The sequence below is a fragment of the Actinacidiphila alni genome (genome assembly GCF_900112845.1).
Lineage (GTDB): Bacteria > Actinomycetota > Actinomycetes > Streptomycetales > Streptomycetaceae > Actinacidiphila > Actinacidiphila alni.
This window is the reverse complement of record NZ_FONG01000006.1, coordinates 167,714-192,395: the sequence shown is the minus strand read 5'-3', so window position 1 is coordinate 192,395 and position 24,682 is coordinate 167,714. Positions and strand designations below refer to the sequence as shown.

The following is a 24,682-nucleotide window of genomic DNA, read 5'->3' as shown; positions in this document are numbered from 1 at the left end:
TTTTCGGGTCGCCGGGGTTGACCGCTCACTCCGGCAGCGTGTGCCGTTCGACCCGGGTCAGGGGCGCGGTCGTCGCCAGGGCCGCGCGGTGGCCGGGTGGCGCCGCGAGCGCGGTCAGGTGCAGCGCCGTCCGCGGCCAGGTCGTGACACCCGGTGCGGTGGCCAGCGGGGTGCGGACGTCGATGGCGGCCGGGGGAGCGGACAGGCCGTGGCCCGTCAGCTTCATCGCCGCCTCCTTGCGCACCCAGGCGTCCAGGAACGCCACCGGCCGTTCCGGATCCGGGAGTTGGACGTACGCGGCGTGCTCGGCCGGGGTCAGGGTGAGTGCCGCGAGGCCGTCCGCGTCACGGCCCGGGTCCAGGCGGTCGAGGTCGGCGCCGACCAGGCTTCCGTCCGCGCCGCCGACGACCGCGATCAGCAGCCACTGGTCGGTGTGCGACACCGAGAAGTCGACGGCGGCGCCCGGCACCCGCGGCCGTCCGTGCCGGGGCGCGCCGCACAGCGCGCAACTCCGCTCGACCGTCACCTCCTCCGGGGACACGCCCAAGTAGCGTGCCACGACCAGCCGTTGGGCGGCCCGCGAGGTCAGCAGCGTGTCCGCGGCCGGCCCCGCGCCGATCGTCCGCCACCGCGCGCGCTCCTCGGACCCGAGCAGCCCCACCCACTCCGCCCGCCGCCGCACCGGCACCAGCCACACATCGCAGACGCCGCGCGCGGGCGGCGCGAACACCGCCACGCCGGTGGCCGTACGGCCCGTCGTGCCATCGGGATCCGGCACCGCGTGGCCGGTCCTGCTGACCGGATCCGGCATCGTACGGTCCGCCGTGCCGGTCGGCGGTCGCGTTGCCGCGGCCGGCCGTGTCCCGGTCATCCGCTGGTCCCTCCCGTGTCCGGGCCGCCGCCCGTGTCCGCGGCTTTGCGGGTGCCGGTGCTTCCCGTGGTGCGGGTGCGGGCGGGGCGGGCCGGTGCCGTACGCGGGGCCGCCGGGGAGCCGGCGCCGACACCCACCGGGCCGGAGGCCGCCGTCTCCGGTTCGCCGAAACCAGGTGAGGGGGAGGCGCCCGCGACGACGGTCAGCAAGTGGCTGACGGCGGTGGCGAGTTGGGCGTCCAGGCCCGGGCGGGGGCCGGCCGGGACGACGGAGACCGTGATGTCCGGCTCCACGCCGCGGTTCTCCAGGCCCGCGCCGACACCGCGGAAGTAGTAGCAGAATTCCGGCTGCGTGGTGACGGTGCCGTCGACCAGGCCGTGCCGCGGCCAGGTGGCGATGGTGCCGCCCCAGGTGCGGGTGCCGACGAGGGTGCCGAGCCCGCGCTCGCGGAACATGTGGCCGAAGATCTCGCCGTCCGAACCGGTCTGTTCGTTGATCAGCGCCGCCATCGGTCCGCGCGGCGACTCCAGCGGATACGGCACCGCGCCGCTCCACCGGCCGTGCTCGGCGCCGGTCCTGCTGCGGGCCAGCCGGTCCAGCAGCAGCGGGGAGACATGCCCGCCGCCGTTGTACCGCACGTCGACCACCAGGCCCTCGCGGTCCAGGCCGCCGAGGAACTGCCGGACGAAATCGGCGTATCCGGTACGGAACATGTCCGGCACGTGCAGATACGCGAGCCGGCCGTGCGACACCTCGTCCACGTAGGCGCTGTTGCGGGCGACCCAGTCCAGGTAGCGGGCGCGGGCCTCGCTGCGCGCGGCCCTGACCACGACCCGGCGCGGCCGGGCGCCGTAGCGCAGCACCGTCAGTTCGACCTCGCGTCCGGCGAGTCCGGTGAGCAGTTCGGCGGGGCCGCCGGGGCCGACCGGCCTGCCGTCGACCGCGGCGATCTCGTCGCCCGCGCGGATGTCGACACCGGGCCGGTCGCAGGGCGAGGTGGCGTCCGGATTCCACGGGTCGCCGCGCAGCACCTGCGCGATCCGCCAGCGGCCGTCGGCCTCGGGCGCCGGCACCCAGTCGACGCCGAGGAAACCCTGCGCCTCGCCGCCGCGCTCGCCGTAGTCGCCGCCCCGCTCGTACGCGTGCGAGGTGGCCAGTTCGCCGTGCAACTCCCAGACCAGGTCGGAGAGTTCGGCGCGGGTGGCGACCCGGTCGAGCAGCGGGAGATAGCAGCTGTGCACCGCGTCCCAGTCGATCCCCGACATGTCGGCGTTCCAGAAGCTCTCGCGTTGCAGGCGCCACGCCTCGCGGAACATCTGCCGCCATTCGGCGGCCGGCACGAACGGGATCTTCACCCGGTCCAGGTCGATCCAGCCGGTGGGCCGGCCGGGCGGCGCGATGGGCGTGTCGAAGTCCTCGACGGCCTCCTTGGGGGCGCCCGCCGGGACGACGCGCAGCCGGTGATTGTGCCGGTAGAGCAGTGAGGTGCCCGCCCGGTCGGTGCTGATCTCGTCGACCGGGCCGAGGTACTCCTCGGTGACGTCGCCTGTCGCGAGGTCCACCAGCGTGACGCTGCCCTCCTGTTGCTGCTGCGGCGGGTCGTCGGGTTCCGGCGCGCTGAGCGGCACCGACAGCAGCAGCACGCAGTCGGGCAGGCCGAGCACCGTCGCGTACCGGCCCTCGGGCACGGGCAGCGGGACGAGCCGCCGCTCGATGCCCTCGAAGTCGATCGCCACCCGGCCGTGTTCCTGATCGCCGTCCTCGTACCCGGCTCCGTCGCCGTACGCTTCCCCGTCCGGGCCGTCGGCGGCATCCGGGGCGCCGGGCCCGTCCAGCAGGAGGCCGTCCAGCCCGTCGAGGGGGTCAAGTCCGCCGCGCCGGTCCAGCACGTCGAGCTCGCCCAGCCCGCCCAGTCCGTCGAAGCCGCCCGCGTCGTCCGACGGCCCCGGCGTCACGAACGGCGGCTGCTGGCCGGCGGTCAGCGGCACCGCGTACGGCCGGGCGCCGAAGGGGAAGCCGATCTCGAACTGCACCTGGTCGTGCTCGGGCGTCAGATCGCGCTGCCCGACGAAGTACAGATAGCGGCCCAGCGGGTCGAAGCAGGGCAGCGCGTCGCGCAGCACCGGGCGGGTGACCCGGAAGGTCTGCCCCGTGTCGACCTCGGCGACCTTGATCGCGGTGCTTCGGGGCGTGTCGGGATAGGTGTAGGCGAGCCAGCGGCCGTCCGGCGACCAGGCCAGGTCCTCGATCCGCTCGTGCGCGCTGGTGTCGAGCAGCCGCGGCTCCAGGCGCGGCCGGTCGGTGTCGACGCTCCACAGCTCCTGCCGGTTGGTGGCGAAGGCGACCTGCCCGGTGGCGGGCGAGGCGGCCAGCGCCGTGACGTAGCCGAGGTCGGTCAGCGACACCCCGAGCAGCTCGGCGCCGCCCTCGGCGGGCAGCAGCGCGAGCCGTTCGCCAGGTCCGTCGTCGCCTGCCACCGCGACCAGCCGTTCGCCGTCCGCGAGCCAGTTCAGCAGCCGGTAGCGGACGCCGTCGGCGCGGCCGTGCCGGCGCACAGGACCCGACCAGGGGGCCAGCGTGAACGCCTTGCCGCGCGCGGTGATCGCCAGGCCCGTCCCGTCGGGGTTGAGGTGCGCGCCGTCCAGGAAGCCGGTCGCCGAGACGATACGGCGCTGGTGCTGGACGCCCGCGGGCGCCAGGTCGGTCGGCAGCGGCCTGCTGCCGCCGCGCGCCGGGTCCAGCACGTGCAGCACCGCGCCGCTGTGGTAGACCAGCCGGCGGCCGTCGGTGGACAGGCCGCGGGCGTAGAACTCGTCGTGGTCGGTGTGCCGGGTCAGACCCGTGCCGTCCGGGTGGCAGGAGTAGACGTTGCCGATGCCCTCGTGGTCGCTGATGAAGTAGATCCGGTCGCCCACCCAGCAGGGGTCGGCCTGGTTGCCCGCGGGCAGGTCGAGCCGCCGGTAGTCGCCCGTGCCGTCCGCGTCCACCCACAACTCGCCCGCCGCGCCGCCCCGGTAGCGCTTGCGCCGTGCCGGGTCGGCGATGCTGCGGCCGATCACGCAGCCCCCGCCGGGGCCGTACGAGACGGCCGCGGCAGGGCCCGCCTCGATCAGCCGCGGCGGGCCGCCGTCGGCGTGCACCGCGAACAGCCGGAAGCCGAAGCCCTCGGGCTGGCCCGCGGTGCTCGCGTACAGCACCTCACCGGTCAGTGGGTGCCAGCCGGCGACCGCGCAGCGGCCCGCCTGGTACGTCAGTCGCCGCACCGGACCGCCGGACACCGACGTCAGGCACACCTCGGTGAGGCCGTCGAAGGTGCCGGTGAACGCGATCCGCCGGCCGTCCGGCGACAGCCGCGGCCCCGCGCACGCGGTGCTGCCCGCGGTGAGCCGGCGCGCGGTGCCGCCGTCCGCCGGCACCGTCCACAGCTCGTCCTCGCACACGAACGCCACGGTGTCGCCCGCGATCGTCGCGTGGTGCAGATAACCGCCTTCCGCGGTACGGGCGTTCATGACGGCAGGGGTGACGCGGACGCGGTGCGGATACGGTCGGCGATCGCGCGGCGCCGCTGCGCGGCCTGCTCGCGCTGCCGGGCGACGTCCTGCTCGCTCTCGGTCCAGTAGCACGCGGTGCGCCACTCGCCGACGGTGTAGGAGTCGTACGCGCAGCGGACCCGCCGCTGCTCACTGAGGAGTTCGGCCGGAACGAGCATCGTGTTGTGCTCCAGGACCTGGTTGACGACCACCCGCATGTTCAACTCCGCGCGGATGTGGGCGTGGGCGGCGGCGACGGCGGCGGCGCCGTACCGGCCGCGGCACTCGGGCAGCACGCCGAAGGACAGCTCGCACGTCTGGCCCGGCCAGTCGATCGAGGTGATCCAGGCGAAGCCGACGGTGCCGCCGCCGCTGCCGCACAGGGTGAACATCCGCTTGACCGCGTGCTCCCGCTCGATGGTGCGGCGCTGGTTGGCGGTCAGGGCGTCGTCGGCGCTGACGACCGCGAAGTCGGTGAGATTCGCCTGGAAGCGCGACTCGCGCAACAGGGCGGTACGGGTGGGGATGTCGTCCTCGGTGAAGTGCCGGACGGTCACGAACGGCATGGCTCAGCCCTCCTGGGTGGCGCTGTAGACCAGCACGTCGTGGTAGCCGCCGGAGTGGAAGACATGACCGGGCAGCCGGCCCGCGCCGGTGAAACCGCACGCCTCAAGCGCGGCCACCGCGGGCGCGCCCTCGGGGACCTCCGCGACGTAGGAGGTGCAGCGGCGATAGGTGCGCAGGAAGTCAAGCAGCGCGGCCAGCGGCGCCGGATCCGCGGACGTGGTGGCGACCCAACCCTGGCGCGGCTGAACGGAGTTGGGCGCGTAGCCGAGCAGCACGCCGTCGGCGCTGAGCACCTGCGCCCCGGTACGGGTCAGCTCGCGCGCGAGCAGCGCGGCGTTCTGGGTGACCGGGTCGAGGCCGAGGAAGCCGCGGGCGGTCTGCGGCGCGGCGCTCAGCCGCGCGGCGGCCTCGGCGGTGCCGAGCAGGCTCAGGTCAGCCATGGCGGGTCGCTCCCCAGATCTGTCGGGCCACCGGGCGGCCGTCGAGCCACAGCGCCCGCGGGACGTCGGCCTCCGGGGCCAGGCCCGCGTCGCGCAGCAGCGCGTCGCGCGGCAGCCCGGACGGCAGTGGTACGGCCGGTGTCACCCAGCCGAAGACGCGGCGCAGATTCAGCGCCCGGAAGGCGTGGTCGAGCGCGGCCTTCAGCAGCGGCTCGGCGCCGCCCTCCGCGCCGGGCCGCAGCCCGATCTCCAGGCGCGCCCTGCGGTGCACCCAGTCCACGGCGGCCAGCCGGACGAAGCCGGCGCCCGGGACGACGCACAGTTCGTCGTCCTCGCCGGTGGCCCCGTCCTCCGCCGGATCGCGGGGTGCGGGCACCCGGGCGGGTTCGGCCAGCGGGGGCCGGCCCGGCACGGGCAGACCGAGCAGCTCGCCCGGCAGCCAGTCGCCGCTGAGCAGCGGCAGGTCGGAGTCCCGGTATCCGCGCAGCATCATGACGTGGGCTCCCAGATCCGGGAGAGGAAGACGGAACCGCGGCGGTGCCCGTCGTGGACGATGTTCCCGGCCAGGACGCCTTCCTCGGCGAAGCCGGCCAGCCGGGCGGCGGTCAGCCCTCGGTCGTCGAACTCGCCGACGACGACGGCCAGTCGGACCACCTCGCGCTGCCAGCGCAGCGCCCTGATCAGCTCGCGGTACGCCGACGCCCAGGCGTCCGGGCGCAGGCGGGCGGTCAGCCGCAGGTGCAGGAAGAAGTGGCAGGCGTGCTCACCGCCGCTGACCTCCAGGGCGTACAGGCCCACCGGCCGGCCGTCCGCGCTCAGCAGCCGGGTGTCCTCGTCGAGCAGCGAGAGGACCTCCCACTGCGGGCGGGTGTCGGGGCGGTGGGTGCGGAAGTAGAAGTCGGGTTCGGTGAAGAGGTCCAGTACGGCGGCGTGGTCGGCCGCGGTGACCGGGCGCGCGGACCAGCGGAAGCCGGTGCCTTCCGGGGCGGCGCCGCTCAGGTCCGTCGAGGGATCGGCGGCGGCGTATGTGTCGGGGCCGGTCGCGAGGCCGGTTCCCGTGCCGGCGGCGGTCATGTCCGTGGTCGTGGTCATGTCCGCACCTTCCGCGAGGACAGGTCATGGGTGATGTGCAGCCGCTGGATGTTGCTGGTGCCGTCCATGAACTCGAAGGCGAGCACGTCCCGGCTCCACTTCTCCAGCAGCGGGTGCTCCAGCAGCGCGCCGGGCCCCAGCGCCCGCGCCGCCCACCGGCTGGTGCGTACCGCGAGGTCGGTGATGTGCAGCTTGGCCGTCGACGGCGGCCGCACCGCGTCGGGTTGCAGGTCCACGGCCGCTGCGGACTCGTACAGCAGCGCGGTCGCCGCGTCGAGCCGGGCCGACATCACCTCGTGGCCCGACCAGTTGGGCCGCTGCTCGACCACGTAGTCACGGGTGCCGAGCGCGGTGCCCAGCGCCAGCGCGGCGATCTGCAGCCGCATCGCGTTGAAGGTGCGGCTGATGCCCCACAACCCCCGCCGGGAGGCGGGCAGATGGGCACCGAGCAGCATCTCGCGCGGCACCGGCACCTCGTCCATCGCGAGCCGGCAGATCCGGGCGCCGCGCAGCCCGATCATGTCCAGCGGTTCGCCGTGGAAACCGGGCGCCGGCTGCCGGATCAGGGCGCCGCGGATGGACAGCGGGGTGCGGCCGGTGCGGGCGAATACCACGCCGATAGCGCCGCGGGAGGCGTTGCCCACATAGCGCTTGGTGCCGGACAGCAGATAACCGTCGGCGGGGTCGCCCGCCGCGTCGAGCCTGCTCTCCATGGCGGTCGCGTCGCTGCCGTGCGCCGGCTCCGTCATGCCGAAGAACGTCCAGGCGCGGCCGTCGGCGATGGTCTCGTAGAACAGCTCGCGCTGCTCAGGGCTGCCCAGGGTGTCGACGGCGACCCCGGCCAGCGAGGGGCCGGTGTTGGCGCACAGCACCCCCGCGTCGCCGCGGGCGAGTTCGACGCCCGCGACCACCCGGGACAGGCAGCTGTCGGAGTAACCGCCGTCGTCCACGGCGGAGTCGGTGCGGAAATCCTTGGGCGTGGAGGCGGACCTGACCAGCGCGAGGATCGGCAGGTCGAGGTGGGCGGTGCCCGCCGGGTCGGCGTCGACGGCCAGGGCGTGCGCGCGCAGTTCCGCGCCCGCCTCCCGGCACTGCTCGCGCAGCTCCCGCAGCGGAGTGTCGAGGGGGATCATGGCTGTACGTCCTCCCGGTCGGTCCAGCAGTCCGCCGCGAGCCGGCCGACATACGCACCGCGCACCGGGCCGTCGGCGAGGAAGCCGGAGGCCCCGAAGAGCTTGGCGGTGTCCCAGTCGAGCGCGGTGATCCGGTCGTGCGCGTCGGTCACCGCTCGGGGCACGCGGTGGGCGACGCACAGGAGTTGGCGTACGGCGTCGAGCGCGGTGATGACATCGGCGACGGTGCCGAGCACGAGTTGTTTGCGGATCAGGGGCTCGCCGCCGGCCGCCCGGCCCGACAGATGGGCGACGGCGTCGTCGAGCAGCCTGCGGGACACACCCACCCGTACCGCGCCGAGCAGCGCGGCGAACACGGTGCGGTGGTCCCCCTGGGCGTGGGCGGGTTCCGGCCCGGCGGGCGCGGAGGTCACGAAGGCCACGCCTTCCAGCGCGGCGAGGCGGTGCGGCACGACGACGGCGCCCGCGGGCACCCGGTCCGCCGGAAGGGCGGTGACGCGTCCCGGAGGAACGGCGGTGTCCACCGTGCGCAGCGCCAGCTCCAGGCCGGGCGTGAACCCGCCGTCGTGGGCCGCCGCTTCGCACGCCATGAGCGTGTCCCTCATCGAATCCTCCGTTGGGCCGTGCCGTGGTCGGCGGTCCGGCTATCCGGCGACCCGGGAGAGGTCGAGCCGGATTTTGATGTAGTCGGCAAAGGAGCCCGCCGACTGGAAAACCTCGGGTTCGAGGGATTCCGGGTCGACTTCGAGGCCGATGGTGTCCTCGAGGCTCATGAGGAGTTCGACGAATCGCATGGAGTCGATCTCCAGGTCTTCGAGAATCCTGGTGTCCGCGCTGAATTCGGGGAGCGGGCGGTCCAGGATCACGGAGAGGGAATGCTGAAGGTGATCGATGATCTCGGCGTGTTCCACCGGGCTTCCCCTTTTATTACTGGGCGGGCGGTTCCGAACGGCGGTGCCGGTGTCCGGGTCCCGTGCGGGGCCCGGCGGGTCCGCCGGCAGGGCGCCGGCCGCCTCGCGGGCGGTCGCGGCGCCTTGCCGGCGACGGATCAGCCGGCCGTACGCTCGGACGGTACTGAGTCCGAGGTCAGGCGGCCTTCGACGCGGCCTTCACGGCCGCCTTGCTCGCGGCCTTGGACGCGGCCTTGGAAGCAGCCTTCGACGCGGCCTTGCTCGCCGCCTTCGAGGACTCCTTCACGGCCGCCTTGCTCGCGGCCTTGGAGGCGGCCTTCGAGGCAGCCTTGGACGCGGCCTTGACGGCGGCCTTCACAGCGATCTTGGACGACAAAGAAATCACACCTTCCGTGAAAGGAATTCCGGGCCCCGGGTGGGATCCCGGATGCCGGACCAGGTTTCTCCGACATCACCGAGATTCCCGGACGGCCGCTGCCCCGTCAACCCTCGCCCGGCGGTGGGCGGTTGAATCCCGGTGGCAGCTTTTTGCCGTCCACAATCGGCCACCGCGAAACGCTGCCGTTATTCCGCCGGGAGCCGGATCCTGGGAAGTCGAACCCACGCGGAATCAGAGGAGGGCGGGATGCCCGAGGTGAGAAGCGCGGACCTCTGCTGGGGCCAGCGGTACCACTGGCTGCGCTACCAGCAGGTGCCGGCGGGCACCCGCTACGACGCGCACATCGTCGTCAACACCCCACTGCCGGACGGGCTTTCGCTGGCCGGGCTGAAGTCCGCGCTCGGCTATCTCGTGCGCAGGCACGAGGGGCTGCGCACGGTCTTCGACGCGGACGCGGCGCCCGGCCCGCGCCAGCGGGTCGAACCGCCCCGGCCGCTGCCGCTGCGGGTGGCGAGCACCGAGCAGGACGGCACGCCCGCGCCGGCGGCCGTGGTGAGCGAGATGTCGGTGACCGAGTTCGACTTGGCGCGGGAGTGGCCGATCAGGGCGTGCGCGGTCACCACCGGCGGCGTGCCGCGCAGGCTCGCGCTGGTCCTCAACCACCTGGCCTTCGACGACTGGAGCATCCAGCTCTTCCAGCGGGACTTCGAGGCGCTGCTCGGCGCGCTCGCCGAACGCCGCCGTGTCGAGCTGCCGGCGGTCGCGTACCAGCCCGCCGATCTCGCGGCGGCCGAGGCGCTGCCGACACCGGAACGCACGGCGGTCCTGCGGTACTGGCAGGACACCGTGCCCGCGCTGCCCGCCGACACCTTCGCGCGGCGCCGTACGCCCGCCCCGCCCGAAGGACCGGCCGCGTACGGCGCCACACTCACCTCGCCGACGCTGCTCGGCGCGGTCCGCGAGATCGCCGGGTGGCTGCGGGTGTGGCCCTCGGTGGTGCACCTGGCCGCGTACGCGGTGGCCATGGCGACGTACGCGGGGGAGCCCGCGGTCACCTTCCGCTGGCTCACCAGCCACCGCGAGGACGGGCCCCGCATGTCGGTCATGACCTGCATGTTCTCGCCGGTGCTCGTCTCGGTGGACCTCGGCGGCGACCCCGGTTTCGCCGAGGTGGTCGCGCGGGTCGCGCGCGCCGTCGACACCGCGCAGGAGCACGCGTACGCGCCGTACGACGAGGTCATGGAGATCGTCGCGCGCGACGGCTTCCGGCGCGGCACACCGCTGCGGGCCTCCTCCGAGGTCAACTTCCTCAGCCACGGCGGGACGAGCTGCGGGACGCGGAAGGAACGTTTCCTGCGGATACCCGAGCCGACGGCCTGGGCGCGGTCGGGCACCGACACCTACCTCCGGGTCGGGGAGTGGGACGACGGCGTCACCGTCGCCTTCAACGCCACGGCCGCTCTCATGGACGCGGACGGCGTCGAGCGCGTCCTGCGCGGGTACGCGCGGCTGCTCGAAGCGCACCGCGAGCCCGGTGCCGACCTGCGCCTCGGCGAGGCCGCCGGCCTCTTCGGCTTCGCCCCGCCCGCCGCGCTCCGCCTCGCCCGGCTCGGGCCCGACACCGTCGATCTCGACGCCACGGAACGGGTGGTGCGGGCGCATCCTGCCGTACGGTCCGCCGTCGTGTCCGTCGCCGGCGGGCGGCTGCTCGCCACCGTCGAGGCGCACGGGGCGCTGTCCGAGGGGGAGTTGCGGCTGCACTGCCTGGACGCGGTTCCCGGTGCGCCGGGGGCGCGCTGCCCCGACGAATTTGTCGGCCTTCCCCCGGAGTGCGGTTCTCCCGGCGGTACGGTGCCGCCGGGGGCGGCCGACCTCGCCGCCGTCGTCGCCGAGGTCAATGGCCTCGCCTCCGTCGATTCCGACGTCTCCTACGTCGCCGCCGGTGGCCGTCTCCTGCGCGGGCCGCGCGTCCTCTCCGTCCTCCGCTCCCGTGGCTGGCAAGGTCTTGACCTCACCGACCTCTCCGGCCCCCGCCCCTTGTCGGGCCTCGCCCGCACCCTCACCCCCTCCGGGGAACGGTGAGTCCTCCTGCGGAGTGCGGTGGCTGAGGTCTCCTGCGGAGGGCGGGAGTCATGTTTTTAGGGGCGCGGGGAACTGCGCGCTCAGCCCCCACCGGGCCGGTGGTCGCGAAAACAACAGCGTCTGCCCCGCTGGGGGCGGTTTTTTGCCTGTGGCCCCGCGTGGGCTGAGCGCGCAGTTCCTCCCCCAGCTACCGCTGGGAGGTGCCCCCAGCGCCCCTGAAGGGGCACCCTCCACCGCAAGCGCCGCGTGGCGCATCGGGCACCCAGTGCCGGACGCCGTGGGGCCCATCCCTGTCAGGGATGGGCCCCACGGCGTCCGGGGGAGAAGGCCAGGTCAGGCGGCAGCCTCCTCCGCGGAGAGGCGGTGCGCGATCTGGACGCCGGCCTGAAACCGGCTGACGGACCCGAGGCTCCGCAAGAGAGCGGCGATATGGCGCCGGCACGTCCGTACGGACATATCGAGGCGCCGCGCGACAACCTCGTCGGTCAGCCCCTGCGCCATGAGCCGCGCGATCGACCGCTGAAGATCGTCGTTGATGTCCTCCGCGTACCCCGCCTCGTCGAGGGCGAACGGCGCCGCCCCGTCCCAGAGCAGGTCGAACATGTCGACCATGCACCGGATCATCGTCTCGTCACGGACCTGCCGCGCGGTCGGCGGGCCGCCGTTCTCGCCCGCGGTGACGACCACCGCGAGCGCCCGGTCGAAGACCACCGCCGTCTGCGGCACGGACCGGATCGTACGGATCGCCGCCCCCCGCTCGGCAAGCTTCTTCGCGCGGGCCCGGGACGCGAAATCGGCCCGGTCGCGGTGCGGCGAGAGCACCCGTACGTCCGTGTCGGACCCGAGCGCGTCGTAGCAGGCGTCGAAGAGGTCGTCCGGCGCGATCCGTTCGTCGTGGCCGGGCCGCAGCACGATCGCCTCGGTCCGGCAGTCGACGGCGGCCAGCCGCAGCAGACCGCGGATCTCCGCCTCGCCCTCGACGGTGTCCATGACGCCGAGCGGCCCGTCGGCACCGCTCGGTCCGCCGGCGATGGAATCGATCCGGGCGCGCAGCCGGTCGGCCAGCTCCCGCTGTTGCAGGATGGCCCGTTCGATCGGCGACGTCAGCAGCGTCGCCGCCGAGTGCGGGTCGACCGGCACCAGGCCGGTGCCGCCGACCTCGTCGGTGCGCAGCAGCCGCAGTTCGACCAGCCGGGCGGCGGCCGAGAAGACCTCCCCGGCGGACAGGCCGAGTTCGAGGGCGACCAGCTCGATCGAGCCCGGGGTGACGGCGCCGCGCCGGGTCGCGTACTGGTACACCGCGACGAGGTCGCCGCTGTCGTGGCCGTCGGCCGCGTGGTGCCGGTCGTGGACGGCGGGCAGCGGGTACTCGGGCGGGCGGTCCGGTGTCGGCGCGAGGTCCGATATCCCCGTGAGCATGGAGGGTTCCTCCCCTTCGTGTATCAACGCGGTGCCGCGGCGGGTCGGGTTCCGTATGTGTTCCGCCCATGGTGCGTCGGGCCGCCATCACGCCGTTCTCACCGCCCGGCCGGGCCCGCCGATACCCGCTCCCGGCGGACTATCGAACCGCTATCGGCCCGCTTGCCCGCACCGCCGCCGAAGGCCCCCGCGACGCCCGTCCGCGGCCGGCGGCGAGAGCGCGGCGATGGCGGTTCGAGAGGGACCGGCGGTCAAGTAATCGCTGTGCGCGGGCGGACCCCGCGCCCCGGACGCGGACGGAGACGGACGCGCCGGGAGACGAGGCGAGAAGACAAGGGGACCGACCGCCATGGCCGAGACGACGCGGGAGATGCGGAAGATTCCGCGCACCTTTCAGGACGTACTGCTGCCCCGACTGCCGTACGCCGAGGGCGACGAACTGTCGCCGGACGCGGATCTGGCCGCGCTGGGACTGGACTCGATGGGCGTCGTCCAGCTTCTCGCGGACCTGGAGGACCACTTCGGGGTCGAGCTGGACGACGAGCTGCTGACCGAGGAGACGTTCGCGACGGTCGGCTCGCTGTGGGCGACCGTCGCCGAATTCGTCGAGCCGGACGCCGCGGCCGCCGAGTCCGACGGCGAGAAGTGAGCCGGCGATGACCGAGCCGACGATGGCCGCGCGGCAGGCCGCCGCGCCGCTGACCCGACTTGACCGGCTGATCGCGCGCGGCGCGGCCCGCCGCCCCGCCCTGACGTTCAAGGACCGCACCGTCAGCTACGGCGAACTCGCCCGGCAGGTCGCCGAAGTGGCGTACGGCCTGCACGCGTTGGGCGTGCGGCGCGGCGACCGGGTCGCCGTCTACGCGGAGAAGCGCGTCGAGACCGTCGTGTCGATGCTGGCCGCCTCCGCGGCCGGCGCCGTCTTCGTCCCCGTCAACCCGCTCTTCAAGGGCCGCCACCTGGCCGGTATCACCACCGACTGCGACGTGACCGCGCTGATCACCACCGCCGAGCGTCTTGAGACGGTCCGCGCGGCGCTGCCGCCGGACACCACCGTCCGCCACCTGGTGCTGATCGGCGACACCGGCACCGTACTGCCCGCCGACGACCGCTGGACCGCGGTGCCGTGGGAGCGGCTGCGCGCCGAAGGACCGCTCCCGGTGCCCGGCGCGGACGCCGTCGTCGACACCGATGTGGCCGCCGTCTTCTACACCTCGGGCAGCACCGGCGGCCCCAAGGGCGTCGTCCTCTCGCACCGCAATCTGCTCTCCGGCGCCGAGAGCGTCGCCTCCTACCTCGGGCACACCGAGGACGACGTCGTACTGGCCGCGCTGCCGTTCAGCTTCGACGCCGGCTTCAGCCAGCTCACCACCACCCTGATCACCGGCGCCCACCTGGTGCTCACCAACTACCTGCTGCCGCGCGAGGTCGTACGGCTGTGTGCCCGGCACGGTGTGACCGCGCTGACCTGCGTACCGCCGCTGTGGCTGCAACTGACCGCCCAGCAGTGGCCGCAGGACGCCACCGAGCGGCTGCGGTACTTCGCCAACACCGGCGGCCGGATGCCGCGCGCCACCCTGGGGCGGCTGCGCGAGATCTTCCCGCAGGCCCGGCCGTATCTGATGTACGGGCTGACCGAGGCATTCCGCTCCACCTACCTGGACCCGGACGAGGCCGACCGCCGCCCCGACTCCATCGGCAAGGCCATCCCCAACGCCGAGATCATGGTGCTCCGCCCCGACGGCACGCCCTGCGAGCCGGGCGAGCACGGCGAGTTGGTGCACCGCGGCGCGCTGGTGGCCCTCGGCTACTGGAACGACGCCGAGCGCACCGCCGAACGCTTCCGCCCGGTCCCCGGCGCCGTCCCGTACGGCGGAACGGAGTTGGCGGTCTGGTCCGGCGACACCGTCTACCGCGACGAGGAGGGCTTCCTGTATTTCGTCGGCCGCACCGACGACATGATCAAGTCCTCCGGCTACCGGATCAGCCCCACCGAGATTGAGGAGGCCGTGTATGCCAGCGGCCTGGCCACCGAGGCGGTCGCGCTCGGCGTTGGCGACGAACGGCTCGGCCAGCACGTCGTGCTGGTCGTCGCCGGGGCCTGCGACACCGCGCGGCTGCACCAGGTGCTCGCCCGCGAGCTGCCGCCGTACATGCTGCCGCGCCGCACCGTCGTCCTGGACGTGCTGCCCCGCTCGGTCAACGGCAAATTCGACCGGGTCGAGCTGCGCAAGACCGTGGAGGGCACCCGATGAGCGGCGCGGGCACCGGGACGGCCACCCCGGCGGCGGACGTACCGGCACATGTACCGGCGGCACACGTAGAGGAAGCCGCCGCCCCCGTACACCCCGCGGCCGACCCGGACGCCTTCGGCGGCTTCGGCCGGCACGGCCGGTTCGCCGTCGTGGACGGCGAGTTGGCGGTCGGCGGCGTGCCCGTCGCGCGGCTGGCCGAACGCGTCGGCTCCACCCCCTTCTTCGCCTACGACCGGGGGCTGATCAGCCGCCGGGTCGCCGAGCTGCGGTCGGCGCTGCCCGACGGCGTGGAGCTGAACTACGCCGTCAAGGCCAATCCGATGCCCGCGCTGCTGCACCACATGAGCGGCCTCGTCGACGGACTCGACGTCGCGTCGGCCGGTGAGATGCTCAGCGCGCTCGACACCACCGTCCCCGCCGAACGGATCGGCTTCGCGGGGCCCGGCAAGACCTCCATCGAGATCCGGCAGGCCGTCGCCGCCGGTGTCCTGATCGAGCTGGAGTCGGCCACCGAACTGGCCAGGGTCCGCCTGGCCGGTGAACAGCTCGGCATCACCGCCCGCGTCGCGCTGCGCGTCAACCCGCCCTTCGCCGTACGTGGTTCCGGTATGAAGATGAGCGGCGGGCCGCAGCAGTTCGGGGTGGACGCCGAGCAGGCACCGCAGCTGCTGGCCGCGATCGGCGCGGCCGGCCTGGACTTCCACGGCTTCCACGTCTTCGCCGGCTCGCAGAATCTCGACGCGGAGAGCATCTGCGCCGCCCAGCGCGCCACCGTCGACCTGGTCACCGGCCTGGCGGACCACGCGCCCGCACCCGTCCGCTACCTCAACCTCGGCGGCGGCTTCGGCATCCCCTACGCCGCCCGCGACCGGGCCCTGGACCTCGGCCCGATCGGCGAGAACCTCGGCAAGCTCCTCGACACCGCCATCCGCCCGGCCTTCCCGCAGGTCCGGCCCGTCATCGAACTGGGCCGCTACCTCGTCGGCGAGGCCGGCGTCTATCTGACCCGCGTCGTGGACCGCAAGGTCTCGCGCGGCACCACCTTCCTCGTCGTGGACGGCGGCCTCCAGCACCAGCTCGCCGCCACCGGCAACCTCGGCCGGGCCATCCGGCGCAACTACCCGATCGCGGTGGCCGGTTCTGCCACCGGGCCGGCCACCGAGACGGTGGACGTGGTCGGCTGCCTGTGCACCCCGCTCGACCTGCTCGGCAAGGACGTGTCACTGCCCCACGCGGAGATCGGCGACCTCGTCGCGGTGTTCCAGGCGGGCGCCTACGGCCTGACGGCCAGTCCGGTCGGCTTCCTCGGCCACCCGGCACCCCACGAAGTCCTGATCTGACTCCACCCCGCCGCGGCGGCACCGGCCCCGCGAGCCCCACGCTGCAAGGAAGGCTGACGGACATGGCGATCGCATCACCCCTCCCCGCCGGGAGCACGGCGGACCCCACCGCGGACCCGCCGGCGCCCGGCGACGCGCCGTCGGGCGCCGGCATACGGTTCCGGGTGCTCGGCCCGCTGGAGGTGCGCGGGTCGCAGCCCATGGCGGTCACGGCCCGGCGGCAGCAGATCGTGCTGGCGCTGCTGCTGCTGGAGACCGGCCACGGTGTCGGTCTGGAGACGATGGTGAACGCGGTCTGGGGCGGCACCCCGCCGGCCACCGCACGCTCGCAGGTGCAGACCGCGGTCTCCGCGCTGCGGCAGGGGATGGAGCGCGCCGGGCTCGGCAAGCGGATCCGGATGAGCGGCGGCCTCGGCTACACCATGGACCTGGCCGCGGGTGAGCTGGATCTGCACGTCTTCGACGAACTGGCCGCGCGCGGCAGGCTCGCCGCCGCCGACGGCCGGCCCGCGGCCGCCCGTACCGCCTTCCGCGAGGCGCTCGACCTGTGGAACGGCGATCCGCTGCCCGAGGTGGACAGCCCCGTCGTGCAGACGAAGCTGGTGCGGATCGCCGAGCGCCGCTTCGAGGCACTGGAGGAGTGCCTGGACGCGGAGCTGCGGCTCGGCCTGCACCACGAGGTGCTGGGTGAGATCAGCGCGCTGGCCGCCGAATTCCCGCTGCGCGAGCGCCCCGCCGTGCAGCTCATGACCGCGCTCTACCGCTGCGGGCGGCAGGCCGAGGCGCTGTCGGCGTACCACCGCACCCGGCGCACCTTCATCGAGGAACTCGGCCTGGAGCCCAGCCCGGTGCTGCTGCGCCTGGAGTGGGCCATCCTCAACGGCTCCGCCGATCTGGACCTGCCCGAGGCCGAGGCGCCCGTCACCCTGGACGGCACCGCGCCGCTGCCGCTGCCGCGGATGCTCCCGGCCCGGCTCACCGACTTCACCGGCCACACCGAGGTGCTGGCCGAACTGGCCGACAGCCTCTCGGGCGCCGCCGCGCCGATGGCGCTGATCACCGGCTGCGCGGGCGTCGGCAAGTCCGCGCTGGCGATCGAGGCCGCGCACGCGCTCGCCCCGGCCTTCGCCGACGGCCAGCTCTACGCCAGGCTGCCCGCGGGCGCCGGGCAGCGCGAGGTCTCCGACGTCCTCGAACGCTTCCTGCGCGCCCTTGGCTTCACCGGCACCGCCGTGCCGGAGAGCCTGGACGGCAGGGCGGCGCTCTACCGCAGCGCGCTCGCCGAGCGGCGGATGCTGGTGGTCGTCGAGGACGTCGCCGACGAGACGCTGCTGCGCCCGCTGGTGCCCGGCGCGCCCACCTGCGGGCTGCTGGTCACCGGCAGGACCCGGCTGTCGGCGCCCGCCGACGCCTACACCGTCGACGTGGCGGTGCCGGCGATCCCGGAGGCGGTGGAACTGCTCGCCGCCATGACCGGGCGCGAGCGGGTCGCCGCCGAGCCCAGCGAGGCCATCGAACTGGCCGAGCTGTGCGACGGGCTGCCGCTGGCGCTGCGGGCCGCCGCCGCCCGGCTGTCCGCCCGGCCGCACTGGAGCCTGGGCCAGCTCACCGCGCGGCTGCGCGACGAGCGCCGCCGGCTGGACGAGCTGTCCCACCAGGGCCAGGACGTACGGGCGGCGCTGCGCGGCACGTACGACCTGCTGGACGCGCCCGCGCAACGGCTGTTCGCCCGGCTCGGCGGCCTGCCGACCGCGGAATTCCCCGCGTGGACGGCGGCGCCGCTGCTCGACGCGGCGCCCGCCGCGGCGGTGGACGTCCTGGAGACGCTCGCCGACGCGCGGCTGGTCGACCTGGTCGGCGGCAGCGGCGTCACCGCCCGCTACCGGATGGGCGGCCTGGTCCGGCTGCACGCCGCCGAGTGCCTGGCCGCGCTCGCCGACGAGCACGACGAGCGGACCCCGCGCCGGCGGATGCTCGGCGCCTGGCTCACCCTCGCCGACGAGGCGCTGCTGCGGCAGGGCGGCACCCCGGCCGCCGAGCAGCAGCACCCCACCCGCTGGCCGATGGACCTGCCCGTGCTGCGGGCCGTGCTCAGCGACACCGGCGAGTGGTACGCGACCGAGCGCGAGACGCTGCTGGCCGCCGTACGCCAGGCCGGCGACATCGGCGAGACCGAGGCGTGCTGGCAACTGGCCGTCTCCGTCGGCCTGTTGGCCGCCGTCCAGCGGGCGCACGACGACTGGCGGACCGTCGGCACCGACGCGCTGCGCGCGACCCGCAAGGCCGGCGACTCCCTCGGCGAGGCCGCGATCCTGTACTCGCTCGGCACCCTCGACCTGCGCGAGCGCCGCTACGAGCAGGCCACCGCACGGCTGCGCGGCGCGCTCGGCGTCTTCGAACGGCTCGGCGCCGCGTCCTGGTACGAGGCGGCGGCCGTCGCGCTGGGGCGGCTCGCCCGCGAGACGTCGCAGCCCGCCGACGGCCGCGCCTCGCGCCCCGGCCGCCCCGCCCCGGCCACGGCCCCGGCCCGCACCACGGGCACCGCCACCCCGGCCACCCAGCGCCGCTACGGCCTGGCGGCCAGCACCGGCGCCACCCCCGCGACCCCGGCCGCGGCCCGCGCCGCCGCCCGCACCCCCGCACCGCGCCAGCGCCCCGCCGCCCCCTTCCCGACCCGCCGCCGCACCGAATCCGTGGAGGAGCTGTGACCCCGCGCCTGCGGCGCGCTCACCTGACGCCACCGCCCGCCGCGGGTTCGTCGGACATCTCGACGGGCGTGGGCTGCCTGCCGCTGTCGGTCCGGCCCGTGGCGCCCACGCCGGTCACGGTGTGCCCGGCCGGGCCCGGGTTGCCGGAGTGGCCGGTCCGCGGGCCCGTACGGCCCGGGCGCCCGGCGGCGGACGTCGTCGGCCGCGCACAGCGGACGTACCCCACGGCGGGCAGCGCCTACGCCGAGACCCTCATCCGTCGCACCCAGCACACCGATTCCCTGGAGGAGCAATGAGCTTGAGGACTCCCGCGCCGCCGGCGGGACGTGAGGACGAACCGGCGCCCAAGGCTCTGCCGGTGGTGGGCCGCGGCAAGGCCAGGGCCGGGCGGGCGATGCTGGAGGTGGCCGGGCTCAGCAAGAGATACGGCGACGTGCAGGCGCTGGACGGCTTCGACCTGACGGCGCGGCCGGGCGAGATCGTCGGCCTGGTCGGGCACAACGGAGCGGGCAAGTCGACGTTCGTCGAGATCGTCTCCGGGCTGATCAGGGCCGACTCCGGCACCGCGCTCATCGGCGGCGAGGAGCCGGCGAAGGCACGCGGCCGGATCGGCGTCTCGCCGCAGAACATCGCGCTGTACCCGCCGATCACCGTCCGCGAGCACCTGAAACTGTTCGGCGGCCTGTCCGGCCTGCGCCGCAAGGCGCTCACCGACGCGATCGACGAACTGACCGCCGCCCTGCGGCTGACCGAATTCCTCGACCGCCCGGCCGGCGTCCTGTCCGGCGGCCAGCAGCGCCGTACGCAGGCGGCCGTCGCGATGATCCACCGCCCCGCCCTGCTGCTGCTCGACGAGCCCACCGCGGGCGCCGACCCGGAGACCCGGCAGGCGCTGCTGGACGCGGTGAAGCTGCGCGCCGCCGACGGCGCCGCCGTCGTCTACACCACCCACTACCTCACCGAACTCACCGAACTGGAGGCGACCCTCGCGGTCGCCAAGCGCGGCCGCGTCGTGGCCCGCGGCACCAGCGCCCAGCTCCTGGAGGGCCTGCCCGGCGAGGTGCGCGTCACCCTCGCCGACGGCACCGAACTGCACGAGTCGACCACCGACCCGACCGCCGCTCTGATGCGGCTGCTGGCCGACACCGGGCAGCCGGTCGTCTCGGTGGACGTCCGCAAGCCCGATCTCGACGACCTCTACCGATCCCTGGCGGTGCTCGATGGCGACTGACGCCCTCTACCGGACCGGCCTGATGGCCAAGCACAACACCCTGCTGCGGCTGCGCGACCCGGGCCAGCTGATCAGCTACATCGTGATGCCCATGCTGCTGATGCTGGTCTTCAAGCCGCTGTACGTCACCGCCCTCAAGAGCGGCACCCTCCAGGCGGTCACCGGACCGCTGGTGATGTTCTCCGTCTTCGCCCTCTCCATCGTCGGCAATTCGATCATGGTCGAGCGCGAGTGGCGCACCTGGGACCGGCTGCGCGTGACCCGTTCCTCGCGCGCCGAACTGCTGCTCGGCAAGACGCTGCCGGCCTTTGTGATCCTGCTGCTCCAGCAGTGCGTGCTGCTGATCTTCGGCTGCCTGGTGATCGGCCTGCCGGTGCCGCCGACGATGGGCTGGATCATGCTGGCCGTCGCGGTGTGGGGCTTCACCCTGCTCGCGCTCGGCTCGGCGCTCGCCACCATCGTGCGCAGCCGCGGCGACCTCGGCATGGTCTCCGACCTGGGCGCGATGCTGGTCAGCGCGCTCGGCGGCGCCCTGGTGCCGGTGAGCCTGATGCCCGCCTGGGCCCAGCACATCGCGCCCGCGTCCCCCGGCTACTGGGCGATGTCCCTGCTGCGGGCCGCCATCGGCGGCGACGCCTCCGGCATGGTCCGCCCGGCGCTGGTCTGCCTGGCGATCGGCCTGGTCTGCGGGGCCTTCGCCACCTACCGACTGTCCCGCGGCTGGGGCCGCAGCCACCTGCTGTGAGGAGCGATCATGCCCGGCACACCTGATACCCCTGATACCCCCGGCGCCGACATCGTCAACGGCCCGGATCCCGACGACGGTTACGACGTGTACGACTCCGCGGTCGCCCTGGTCGGCATGTCCGGCCGCTTCCCCGGCGCCCCCGACGTGGCCACGCTGTGGCGCAACACCCTCGCGGGCGTCAGCGGTCTGCGCGAGATCACCGACGAGGAGCTGGCCGCGGCCGGCATCTCACCGCAGGCCGCGGCCGACCCCCACTACGTACGGGTCGGCGGCCCGGTCGACGGCCTCGCCGACTTCGACGCCGCCGCCTTCGGCTTCTCGCCCCGCGAGGCCGAGACGATGGGCCCGCAGCACCGGCTCTTCCTGGAATGCGCCTGGGAGGCGCTGGAGAACGCGGGCTATCCGCCGGTCGGGCCGCCCGGACAGGTCGGCGTCTTCGGCGGCTCGGCCTTCCCCGACTACCTGCTGGACAATGTCGCGCACGTCGTGGACGAACCCGGCGGCGGCCTGCTCGTCGCGGTCGGCAACGAACGCGACTCGCTGACCAGCCTGGTCGCGTACAAACTCGGCCTGCGCGGGCCGAGCCTGAGCGTGCAGACCTTCTGCTCCACGTCGCTGGTCGCGGTGCATCTGGCCTGCCAGAGCCTGCTGACCTTCGAAAGCGACCTGGCGCTGGCCGGCGGCGCCTTCCTGCCGCTGCCGCACCCGGCCGGATACCGGTACGAGCCCGGCGGCATCACCTCGCCGAACGGCACGGTCCGCAGCTTCGACGCGGCGGCCGACGGCACCGTGATGGGCGCGGGCGTCGGTGTGGTCGCGCTGCGCCGGATGACCGACGCACTCGCCGACGGCGACGTGATCCACGCGGTCATCCTGGGCTCCGCGGTCAACAACGACGGGCGCGAGCGCGTCGGTTACACCGCGCCGGGCGTCGACGGCCAGGCCGCGGTGATCCGCACCGCGCTCAATGTCGCCGACGTCAAGCCCGAGTCGGTCGGCTACGTGGAGTGCCACGCCACCGGCACCGGACTCGGCGACGGCATCGAACTGGCCGCGATGGCACGGGTGTTCCAGGCGACACCGAAGACCCCGATCGTGCTGGGCTCGGCCAAGCCGGCCGTCGGCCACCTGGACCGGGCGTCCGGCGTGACCGGACTGATCCGGGCCGCGCTCAGCGTCCGCGACGGTGTGAAGCTGGCCATCCCCGGCTTCGAACGGCCCAACCCGGCACTGGCCGCGGCGGCCGACCGCTTCACCGTCCTGCCGGAGAACCAGCCGTGGCCCGAGGGCACGGAACCGCGCCGCGCGGGCATCAGCTCCTTCGGCCTGGGCGGCACGAACGCACATGTCGTGATCGAGCAGGCACCGCCGCGCCCGGCCCGTACCACCGCCGCGGGCCCGCAGCTGCTGGCCTTCTCGGCCGGCGACCGGACCGCCCTGGACGACGTCACCGAGCGGCTGCGCGCCCACCTCGTCGCGCACCCCGAACTCGACGTCGCCGACGTCGCCTTCACCCTCCAGGTCTCGCGCGGCCACTTCGCGCTGCGCCGCTTCGTGGTCTGCGACGACCTCGCGGACGCGGTTGCCGCGCTCGCCGACCCCGCCCGCTGGGTGGACGGCGAGACGACCACACGCGGCCCCGCCGTACGACTGACCGAAGGTGACGGCCTCTCACCTCAGTGGCGGACCGAACTCGCCGACGCGGCGGCCACCTTGCTGCCCGGCGCCGTCGAGAGCGGTGGCGACCGGCCGATTCCCGTACTGGAGCGGGGACTTCGGGCGATCGGCGTCCGCGTCAAGGGCGCCGAGGACACCGACCCGGGACCGTACGAGACGGTCGGCCTGCCGCCCGGCCCCGACGGCGTACCGGCGGCGCACTGGCTGATCGGCACCGTCGGACGGCTGTGGCTGGCGGGCGCGGAGATCGACTGGGCCGCGCTGCACCGGGGCGAGGGCCGCCGCGTCGAACTGCCCACCTACCCCTTCCGGCGCAGCCGCTACTGGGTCGCGCCGCGCCCCAAGGCCCGCGGCGAACAGCCGCAGGTCGAGGGCCGGGTGGACGACCTGGCGCAGTGGACGTACCTGCCCGCGTGGCAGCAGCGCCCGCTGCCCACCGGCGACCTGGACGAGCGGCTGCGCGCCGCCGGTCCCTGGCTGGTGCTGGCCGCGGAGGACCGCGGCGAGGCGCTGGTGCGCCGGCTGGCGCGGGCCGGCGCCGAAGTGGTGACGGCCAGGCCCGGGACGGAATTCGGGCAGGACGACGCCGGGGACTTCACCGTACGGGTGGACAGCAAGGAGGATCTGGAAGAGCTGCTCGCGGGCCAGTTCGTCGCACCGCGCACCCTGGTGCACGGCTTCTCGCTCGCCTCGCCGGAGGGCGACGGCACCGCGCACTTCACCGCCGAGCAGGACCGCGGCATGCACTCCGCGCTCGCCCTGGTCGGCGCGCTGGCCGCCGATCCGCAGCCCGCCGAGGCGCAGTTGACGCTGCTGACGCGCGGCGCGGCCACCGTCGCGGGCGCCGACCTGCGGCACCCGGAGCACGCGGCGCTCGCCGCGCTCGCCCCCACCATCGCGCAGGAGAATCCCGAACTGTCCTGCCGCCACCTCGACCTGGACCCCGTCGAGGGCGCCGTCTCCGACGCGGCGACCGACCAGACGCTGGCCGCGATCGTGCACCCGCACCTGGGCCCGGCCGCCGTACGCGCCGACGACCTGTGGACCCGCACCTACCAGCAGCACCCGCTGGAGGAGACCGACCCGGAGCGCCCGGTGTTCCGGGCCGGCGAGACCGTCCTGATCACCGGCGGCCTCGGCGACGTCGGCCTGGCACTCGCCCGGCACCTCGCCGAGCGCTACGGCTGCCGTCTGGTGCTCACCTCGCGCAGCCAACTCCCGCCGCGCGAGCGCTGGTCGGAGCTGTCGGCCGGTGAGGACCGGGTCGCCCGGCACATCAGGAACGTGCTGGACCTGGAGGCGCGCGGCGCCGAGGTCATCGCGATCGGCGCCGACGTCGGCGACGAGAGCGCGATGCGGGCGGTCGTCACGGCGGCCGACGAGCGCTTCGGCGGTATCGACGTCGTGGTGCACGCGGCCGGTGTGCAGGACCAGAGCTGGTTCAAGCTCGCCCACCTGTCGGACCGGGACACCTGCGCCACCCATCTGCACGCCAAGGTCGCCGGCTTCCACACCCTCCAGGCGGTGCTGGGGGAGCGGGCCACGGACCGCAGGATCACCCTGTCGTCGGTGTCCGCGGTGCTCGGCGGCATCGCGCTCGGCCCCTACTCGGCGGCCAACGCGGCGCTGGACGCGTACACCCGCAGGGCGCGGCTGCGCGGCGAGGGCCGCTGGGTCACCGTCGACTGGGACACCTGGGCGATCGACGCGGAGCGCCTCGAGGCGCACCACAATCCGACGGTCAGGGCGTACGAGATGGCGCCGGAGGAGGGCCTGACGATCCTGGAGCGGGCGCTCGCCGGGGCCGACCGGTTCGCCCACGTGGTGATCTCCTCGGGGCCGTTGGCGCCGCGGCTCGCCCAGTGGGTGACCGGCGACGGCACGTCGGCAGGACAGCGCGCCGCCGACGACGGGGAACGTCACCCGCGGCCGGAGCTGCTGACGCCGTACGCCGAGCCCGCCGAGGGCACGGAGGCGGTGCTCGCGGACATCTGGGGGGCGGTGCTCGGGGTCGAAGGAGTCGGCGCCAACGACGACTTCTTCGAACTGGGCGGCCACTCGCTGATCGCCATCCAGCTCTCGGCGCGCGTCCGCGCGGCCTTCCCCGGCGATCTCGCCGCGACCGACCTGCTGGAACACCCCACCGTCCGCCGTCTCGCGCGTTTCATCGGGAGCTGATGCGCCGATCCGTCACAGCAGAGCGCAGGACGCCCGTGCCCGTCGCGGGTGGAGAGCCGCCGGGGCGGCCGTCGCGGACCTTCCGCGTCGGCCGCCCTCCGCGTGCGTGGCGCACGCCCGG

At 74.4% G+C, this 24,682-nt stretch carries 20 protein-coding genes; 9 read left to right on the top strand and 11 right to left on the bottom strand.

Annotated features, from left to right (window positions below; genetic code table 11):
* Window positions 1–25: 25 nt before the first annotated feature.
* From BM076_RS12335 to BM076_RS12290, 10 genes are all read right to left on the bottom strand, one after another.
* Window positions 26–871: a 4'-phosphopantetheinyl transferase family protein gene (locus BM076_RS12335; protein WP_093713515.1), complete on the bottom strand. Its 846-nt coding sequence runs from the start codon at window positions 869–871 to the stop codon at window positions 26–28.
* Window positions 868–4,380 carry a S41 family peptidase gene (locus BM076_RS12330; RefSeq protein ID WP_093713514.1) on the bottom strand — a complete coding sequence of 1,171 codons (3,513 nt, stop codon included), beginning with the start codon at window positions 4,378–4,380 and terminating at the stop codon, window positions 868–870. The genes BM076_RS12335 and BM076_RS12330 overlap by 4 nt, the downstream gene beginning before the upstream one ends.
* A complete protein-coding gene (locus BM076_RS12325) occupies window positions 4,377–4,967 on the bottom strand; it encodes a GNAT family N-acetyltransferase (RefSeq protein WP_093713513.1) in 591 nt (196 codons plus the stop codon). The genes BM076_RS12330 and BM076_RS12325 overlap by 4 nt, the downstream gene beginning before the upstream one ends.
* A gap of 3 nt (window positions 4,968–4,970) precedes the next feature.
* The gene (locus tag BM076_RS12320; RefSeq protein ID WP_093713512.1) at window positions 4,971–5,408 is read right to left on the bottom strand and encodes a GNAT family N-acetyltransferase; all 438 of its coding nucleotides are present in this window, start codon (window positions 5,406–5,408) and stop codon (window positions 4,971–4,973) included.
* Window positions 5,401–5,901: a GNAT family N-acetyltransferase gene (locus BM076_RS12315; protein ID WP_093713511.1), complete on the bottom strand. Its 501-nt coding sequence runs from the start codon at window positions 5,899–5,901 to the stop codon at window positions 5,401–5,403. The genes BM076_RS12320 and BM076_RS12315 overlap by 8 nt, the downstream gene beginning before the upstream one ends.
* Window positions 5,898–6,500: a GNAT family N-acetyltransferase gene (locus tag BM076_RS12310; RefSeq protein ID WP_093713510.1), complete on the bottom strand. Its 603-nt coding sequence runs from the start codon at window positions 6,498–6,500 to the stop codon at window positions 5,898–5,900. The genes BM076_RS12315 and BM076_RS12310 overlap by 4 nt, the downstream gene beginning before the upstream one ends.
* Entirely contained in the window at window positions 6,497–7,633 is a 1,137-nt protein-coding gene (locus BM076_RS12305) for an acyl-CoA dehydrogenase family protein (protein ID WP_093713509.1), read from the bottom strand. Before BM076_RS12305 ends, BM076_RS12310 begins: the two co-directional genes overlap by 4 nt.
* Window positions 7,630–8,238, bottom strand: a complete 609-nt coding sequence (locus BM076_RS12300) for an acyl-CoA dehydrogenase family protein (protein ID WP_093713508.1) — start codon at window positions 8,236–8,238, stop codon at window positions 7,630–7,632. The genes BM076_RS12305 and BM076_RS12300 overlap by 4 nt, the downstream gene beginning before the upstream one ends.
* Window positions 8,239–8,277: 39 nt before the next feature.
* Window positions 8,278–8,544, bottom strand: a complete 267-nt coding sequence (locus BM076_RS12295; RefSeq protein WP_093713507.1) for an acyl carrier protein — start codon at window positions 8,542–8,544, stop codon at window positions 8,278–8,280.
* Window positions 8,545–8,719: 175 nt separating this feature from the next.
* Window positions 8,720–8,920, bottom strand: a complete 201-nt coding sequence (locus BM076_RS12290; RefSeq protein WP_143120560.1) for a hypothetical protein — start codon at window positions 8,918–8,920, stop codon at window positions 8,720–8,722.
* 249 nt (window positions 8,921–9,169) lie between these two features.
* Between BM076_RS12290 and BM076_RS12285 the strand changes: the two genes are divergently transcribed.
* Window positions 9,170–11,005: a condensation domain-containing protein gene (locus tag BM076_RS12285; protein WP_093713505.1), complete on the top strand. Its 1,836-nt coding sequence runs from the start codon at window positions 9,170–9,172 to the stop codon at window positions 11,003–11,005.
* A 333-nt stretch (window positions 11,006–11,338) separates the two neighbouring features.
* On the opposite strand, the gene BM076_RS12280 is transcribed toward BM076_RS12285, so the two are convergent.
* Complete coding sequence (locus tag BM076_RS12280; RefSeq protein WP_093713504.1) at window positions 11,339–12,424, bottom strand: helix-turn-helix transcriptional regulator; 1,086 nt, start codon at window positions 12,422–12,424, stop codon at window positions 11,339–11,341.
* Window positions 12,425–12,773: 349 nt separating this feature from the next.
* Between BM076_RS12280 and BM076_RS12275 the strand changes: the two genes are divergently transcribed.
* The 8 genes from BM076_RS12275 to BM076_RS37470 all read left to right on the top strand — a co-directional run bounded on the left by BM076_RS12275 (window position 12,774) and on the right by BM076_RS37470 (window position 24,561).
* On the top strand, window positions 12,774–13,073 hold the full coding sequence (locus tag BM076_RS12275) for a phosphopantetheine-binding protein (protein ID WP_245796005.1): 300 nt from the start codon (window positions 12,774–12,776) through the stop codon (window positions 13,071–13,073).
* A gap of 7 nt (window positions 13,074–13,080) precedes the next feature.
* Complete coding sequence (locus BM076_RS12270) at window positions 13,081–14,679, top strand: acyl-CoA ligase (AMP-forming), exosortase A system-associated (protein ID WP_218160067.1); 1,599 nt, start codon at window positions 13,081–13,083, stop codon at window positions 14,677–14,679.
* Entirely contained in the window at window positions 14,676–16,019 is a 1,344-nt protein-coding gene (locus tag BM076_RS12265; RefSeq protein WP_107416953.1) for a pyridoxal-dependent decarboxylase, exosortase A system-associated, read from the top strand. Before BM076_RS12270 ends, BM076_RS12265 begins: the two co-directional genes overlap by 4 nt.
* Window positions 16,020–16,081: 62 nt before the next feature.
* Window positions 16,082–18,727 (top strand): AfsR/SARP family transcriptional regulator, encoded by a 2,646-nt coding sequence (locus tag BM076_RS12260; protein ID WP_093713503.1) that lies wholly within the window; start codon window positions 16,082–16,084, stop codon window positions 18,725–18,727.
* On the top strand, window positions 18,724–19,023 hold the full coding sequence (locus tag BM076_RS12255; protein WP_093713502.1) for a hypothetical protein: 300 nt from the start codon (window positions 18,724–18,726) through the stop codon (window positions 19,021–19,023). The genes BM076_RS12260 and BM076_RS12255 overlap by 4 nt, the downstream gene beginning before the upstream one ends.
* Before the next feature lie 2 nt (window positions 19,024–19,025).
* On the top strand, window positions 19,026–19,958 hold the full coding sequence (locus BM076_RS12250; protein WP_322935144.1) for an ABC transporter ATP-binding protein: 933 nt from the start codon (window positions 19,026–19,028) through the stop codon (window positions 19,956–19,958).
* Window positions 19,948–20,703, top strand: a complete 756-nt coding sequence (locus tag BM076_RS12245) for an ABC transporter permease (RefSeq protein ID WP_093713501.1) — start codon at window positions 19,948–19,950, stop codon at window positions 20,701–20,703. Before BM076_RS12250 ends, BM076_RS12245 begins: the two co-directional genes overlap by 11 nt.
* A gap of 9 nt (window positions 20,704–20,712) precedes the next feature.
* Complete coding sequence (locus BM076_RS37470; protein ID WP_093713500.1) at window positions 20,713–24,561, top strand: SDR family NAD(P)-dependent oxidoreductase; 3,849 nt, start codon at window positions 20,713–20,715, stop codon at window positions 24,559–24,561.
* The last annotated feature ends 121 nt before the right edge of the window (window positions 24,562–24,682 follow it).

Coding starts and splice junctions, on each gene's coding strand:
- BM076_RS12315 (WP_093713511.1), bottom strand. CDS start 5,901: ATGATGCTGCGCGGATACCGGGACTCCGACCTGCCGCTGCTCAGCGGC.
- BM076_RS12270 (WP_218160067.1), top strand. CDS start 13,081: ATGACCGAGCCGACGATGGCCGCGCGGCAGGCCGCCGCGCCGCTGACC.
- BM076_RS37470 (WP_093713500.1), top strand. CDS start 20,713: ATGCCCGGCACACCTGATACCCCTGATACCCCCGGCGCCGACATCGTC.
- BM076_RS12275 (WP_245796005.1), top strand. CDS start 12,774: ATGGCCGAGACGACGCGGGAGATGCGGAAGATTCCGCGCACCTTTCAG.
- BM076_RS12305 (WP_093713509.1), bottom strand. CDS start 7,633: ATGATCCCCCTCGACACTCCGCTGCGGGAGCTGCGCGAGCAGTGCCGG.
- BM076_RS12300 (WP_093713508.1), bottom strand. CDS start 8,238: ATGAGGGACACGCTCATGGCGTGCGAAGCGGCGGCCCACGACGGCGGG.
- BM076_RS12335 (WP_093713515.1), bottom strand. CDS start 871: ATGACCGGGACACGGCCGGCCGCGGCAACGCGACCGCCGACCGGCACG.
- BM076_RS12265 (WP_107416953.1), top strand. CDS start 14,676: ATGAGCGGCGCGGGCACCGGGACGGCCACCCCGGCGGCGGACGTACCG.
- BM076_RS12280 (WP_093713504.1), bottom strand. CDS start 12,424: ATGCTCACGGGGATATCGGACCTCGCGCCGACACCGGACCGCCCGCCC.
- BM076_RS12245 (WP_093713501.1), top strand. CDS start 19,948: ATGGCGACTGACGCCCTCTACCGGACCGGCCTGATGGCCAAGCACAAC.
- BM076_RS12330 (WP_093713514.1), bottom strand. CDS start 4,380: ATGAACGCCCGTACCGCGGAAGGCGGTTATCTGCACCACGCGACGATC.
- BM076_RS12260 (WP_093713503.1), top strand. CDS start 16,082: ATGGCGATCGCATCACCCCTCCCCGCCGGGAGCACGGCGGACCCCACC.
- BM076_RS12285 (WP_093713505.1), top strand. CDS start 9,170: ATGCCCGAGGTGAGAAGCGCGGACCTCTGCTGGGGCCAGCGGTACCAC.
- BM076_RS12310 (WP_093713510.1), bottom strand. CDS start 6,500: ATGACCACGACCACGGACATGACCGCCGCCGGCACGGGAACCGGCCTC.
- BM076_RS12320 (WP_093713512.1), bottom strand. CDS start 5,408: ATGGCTGACCTGAGCCTGCTCGGCACCGCCGAGGCCGCCGCGCGGCTG.
- BM076_RS12325 (WP_093713513.1), bottom strand. CDS start 4,967: ATGCCGTTCGTGACCGTCCGGCACTTCACCGAGGACGACATCCCCACC.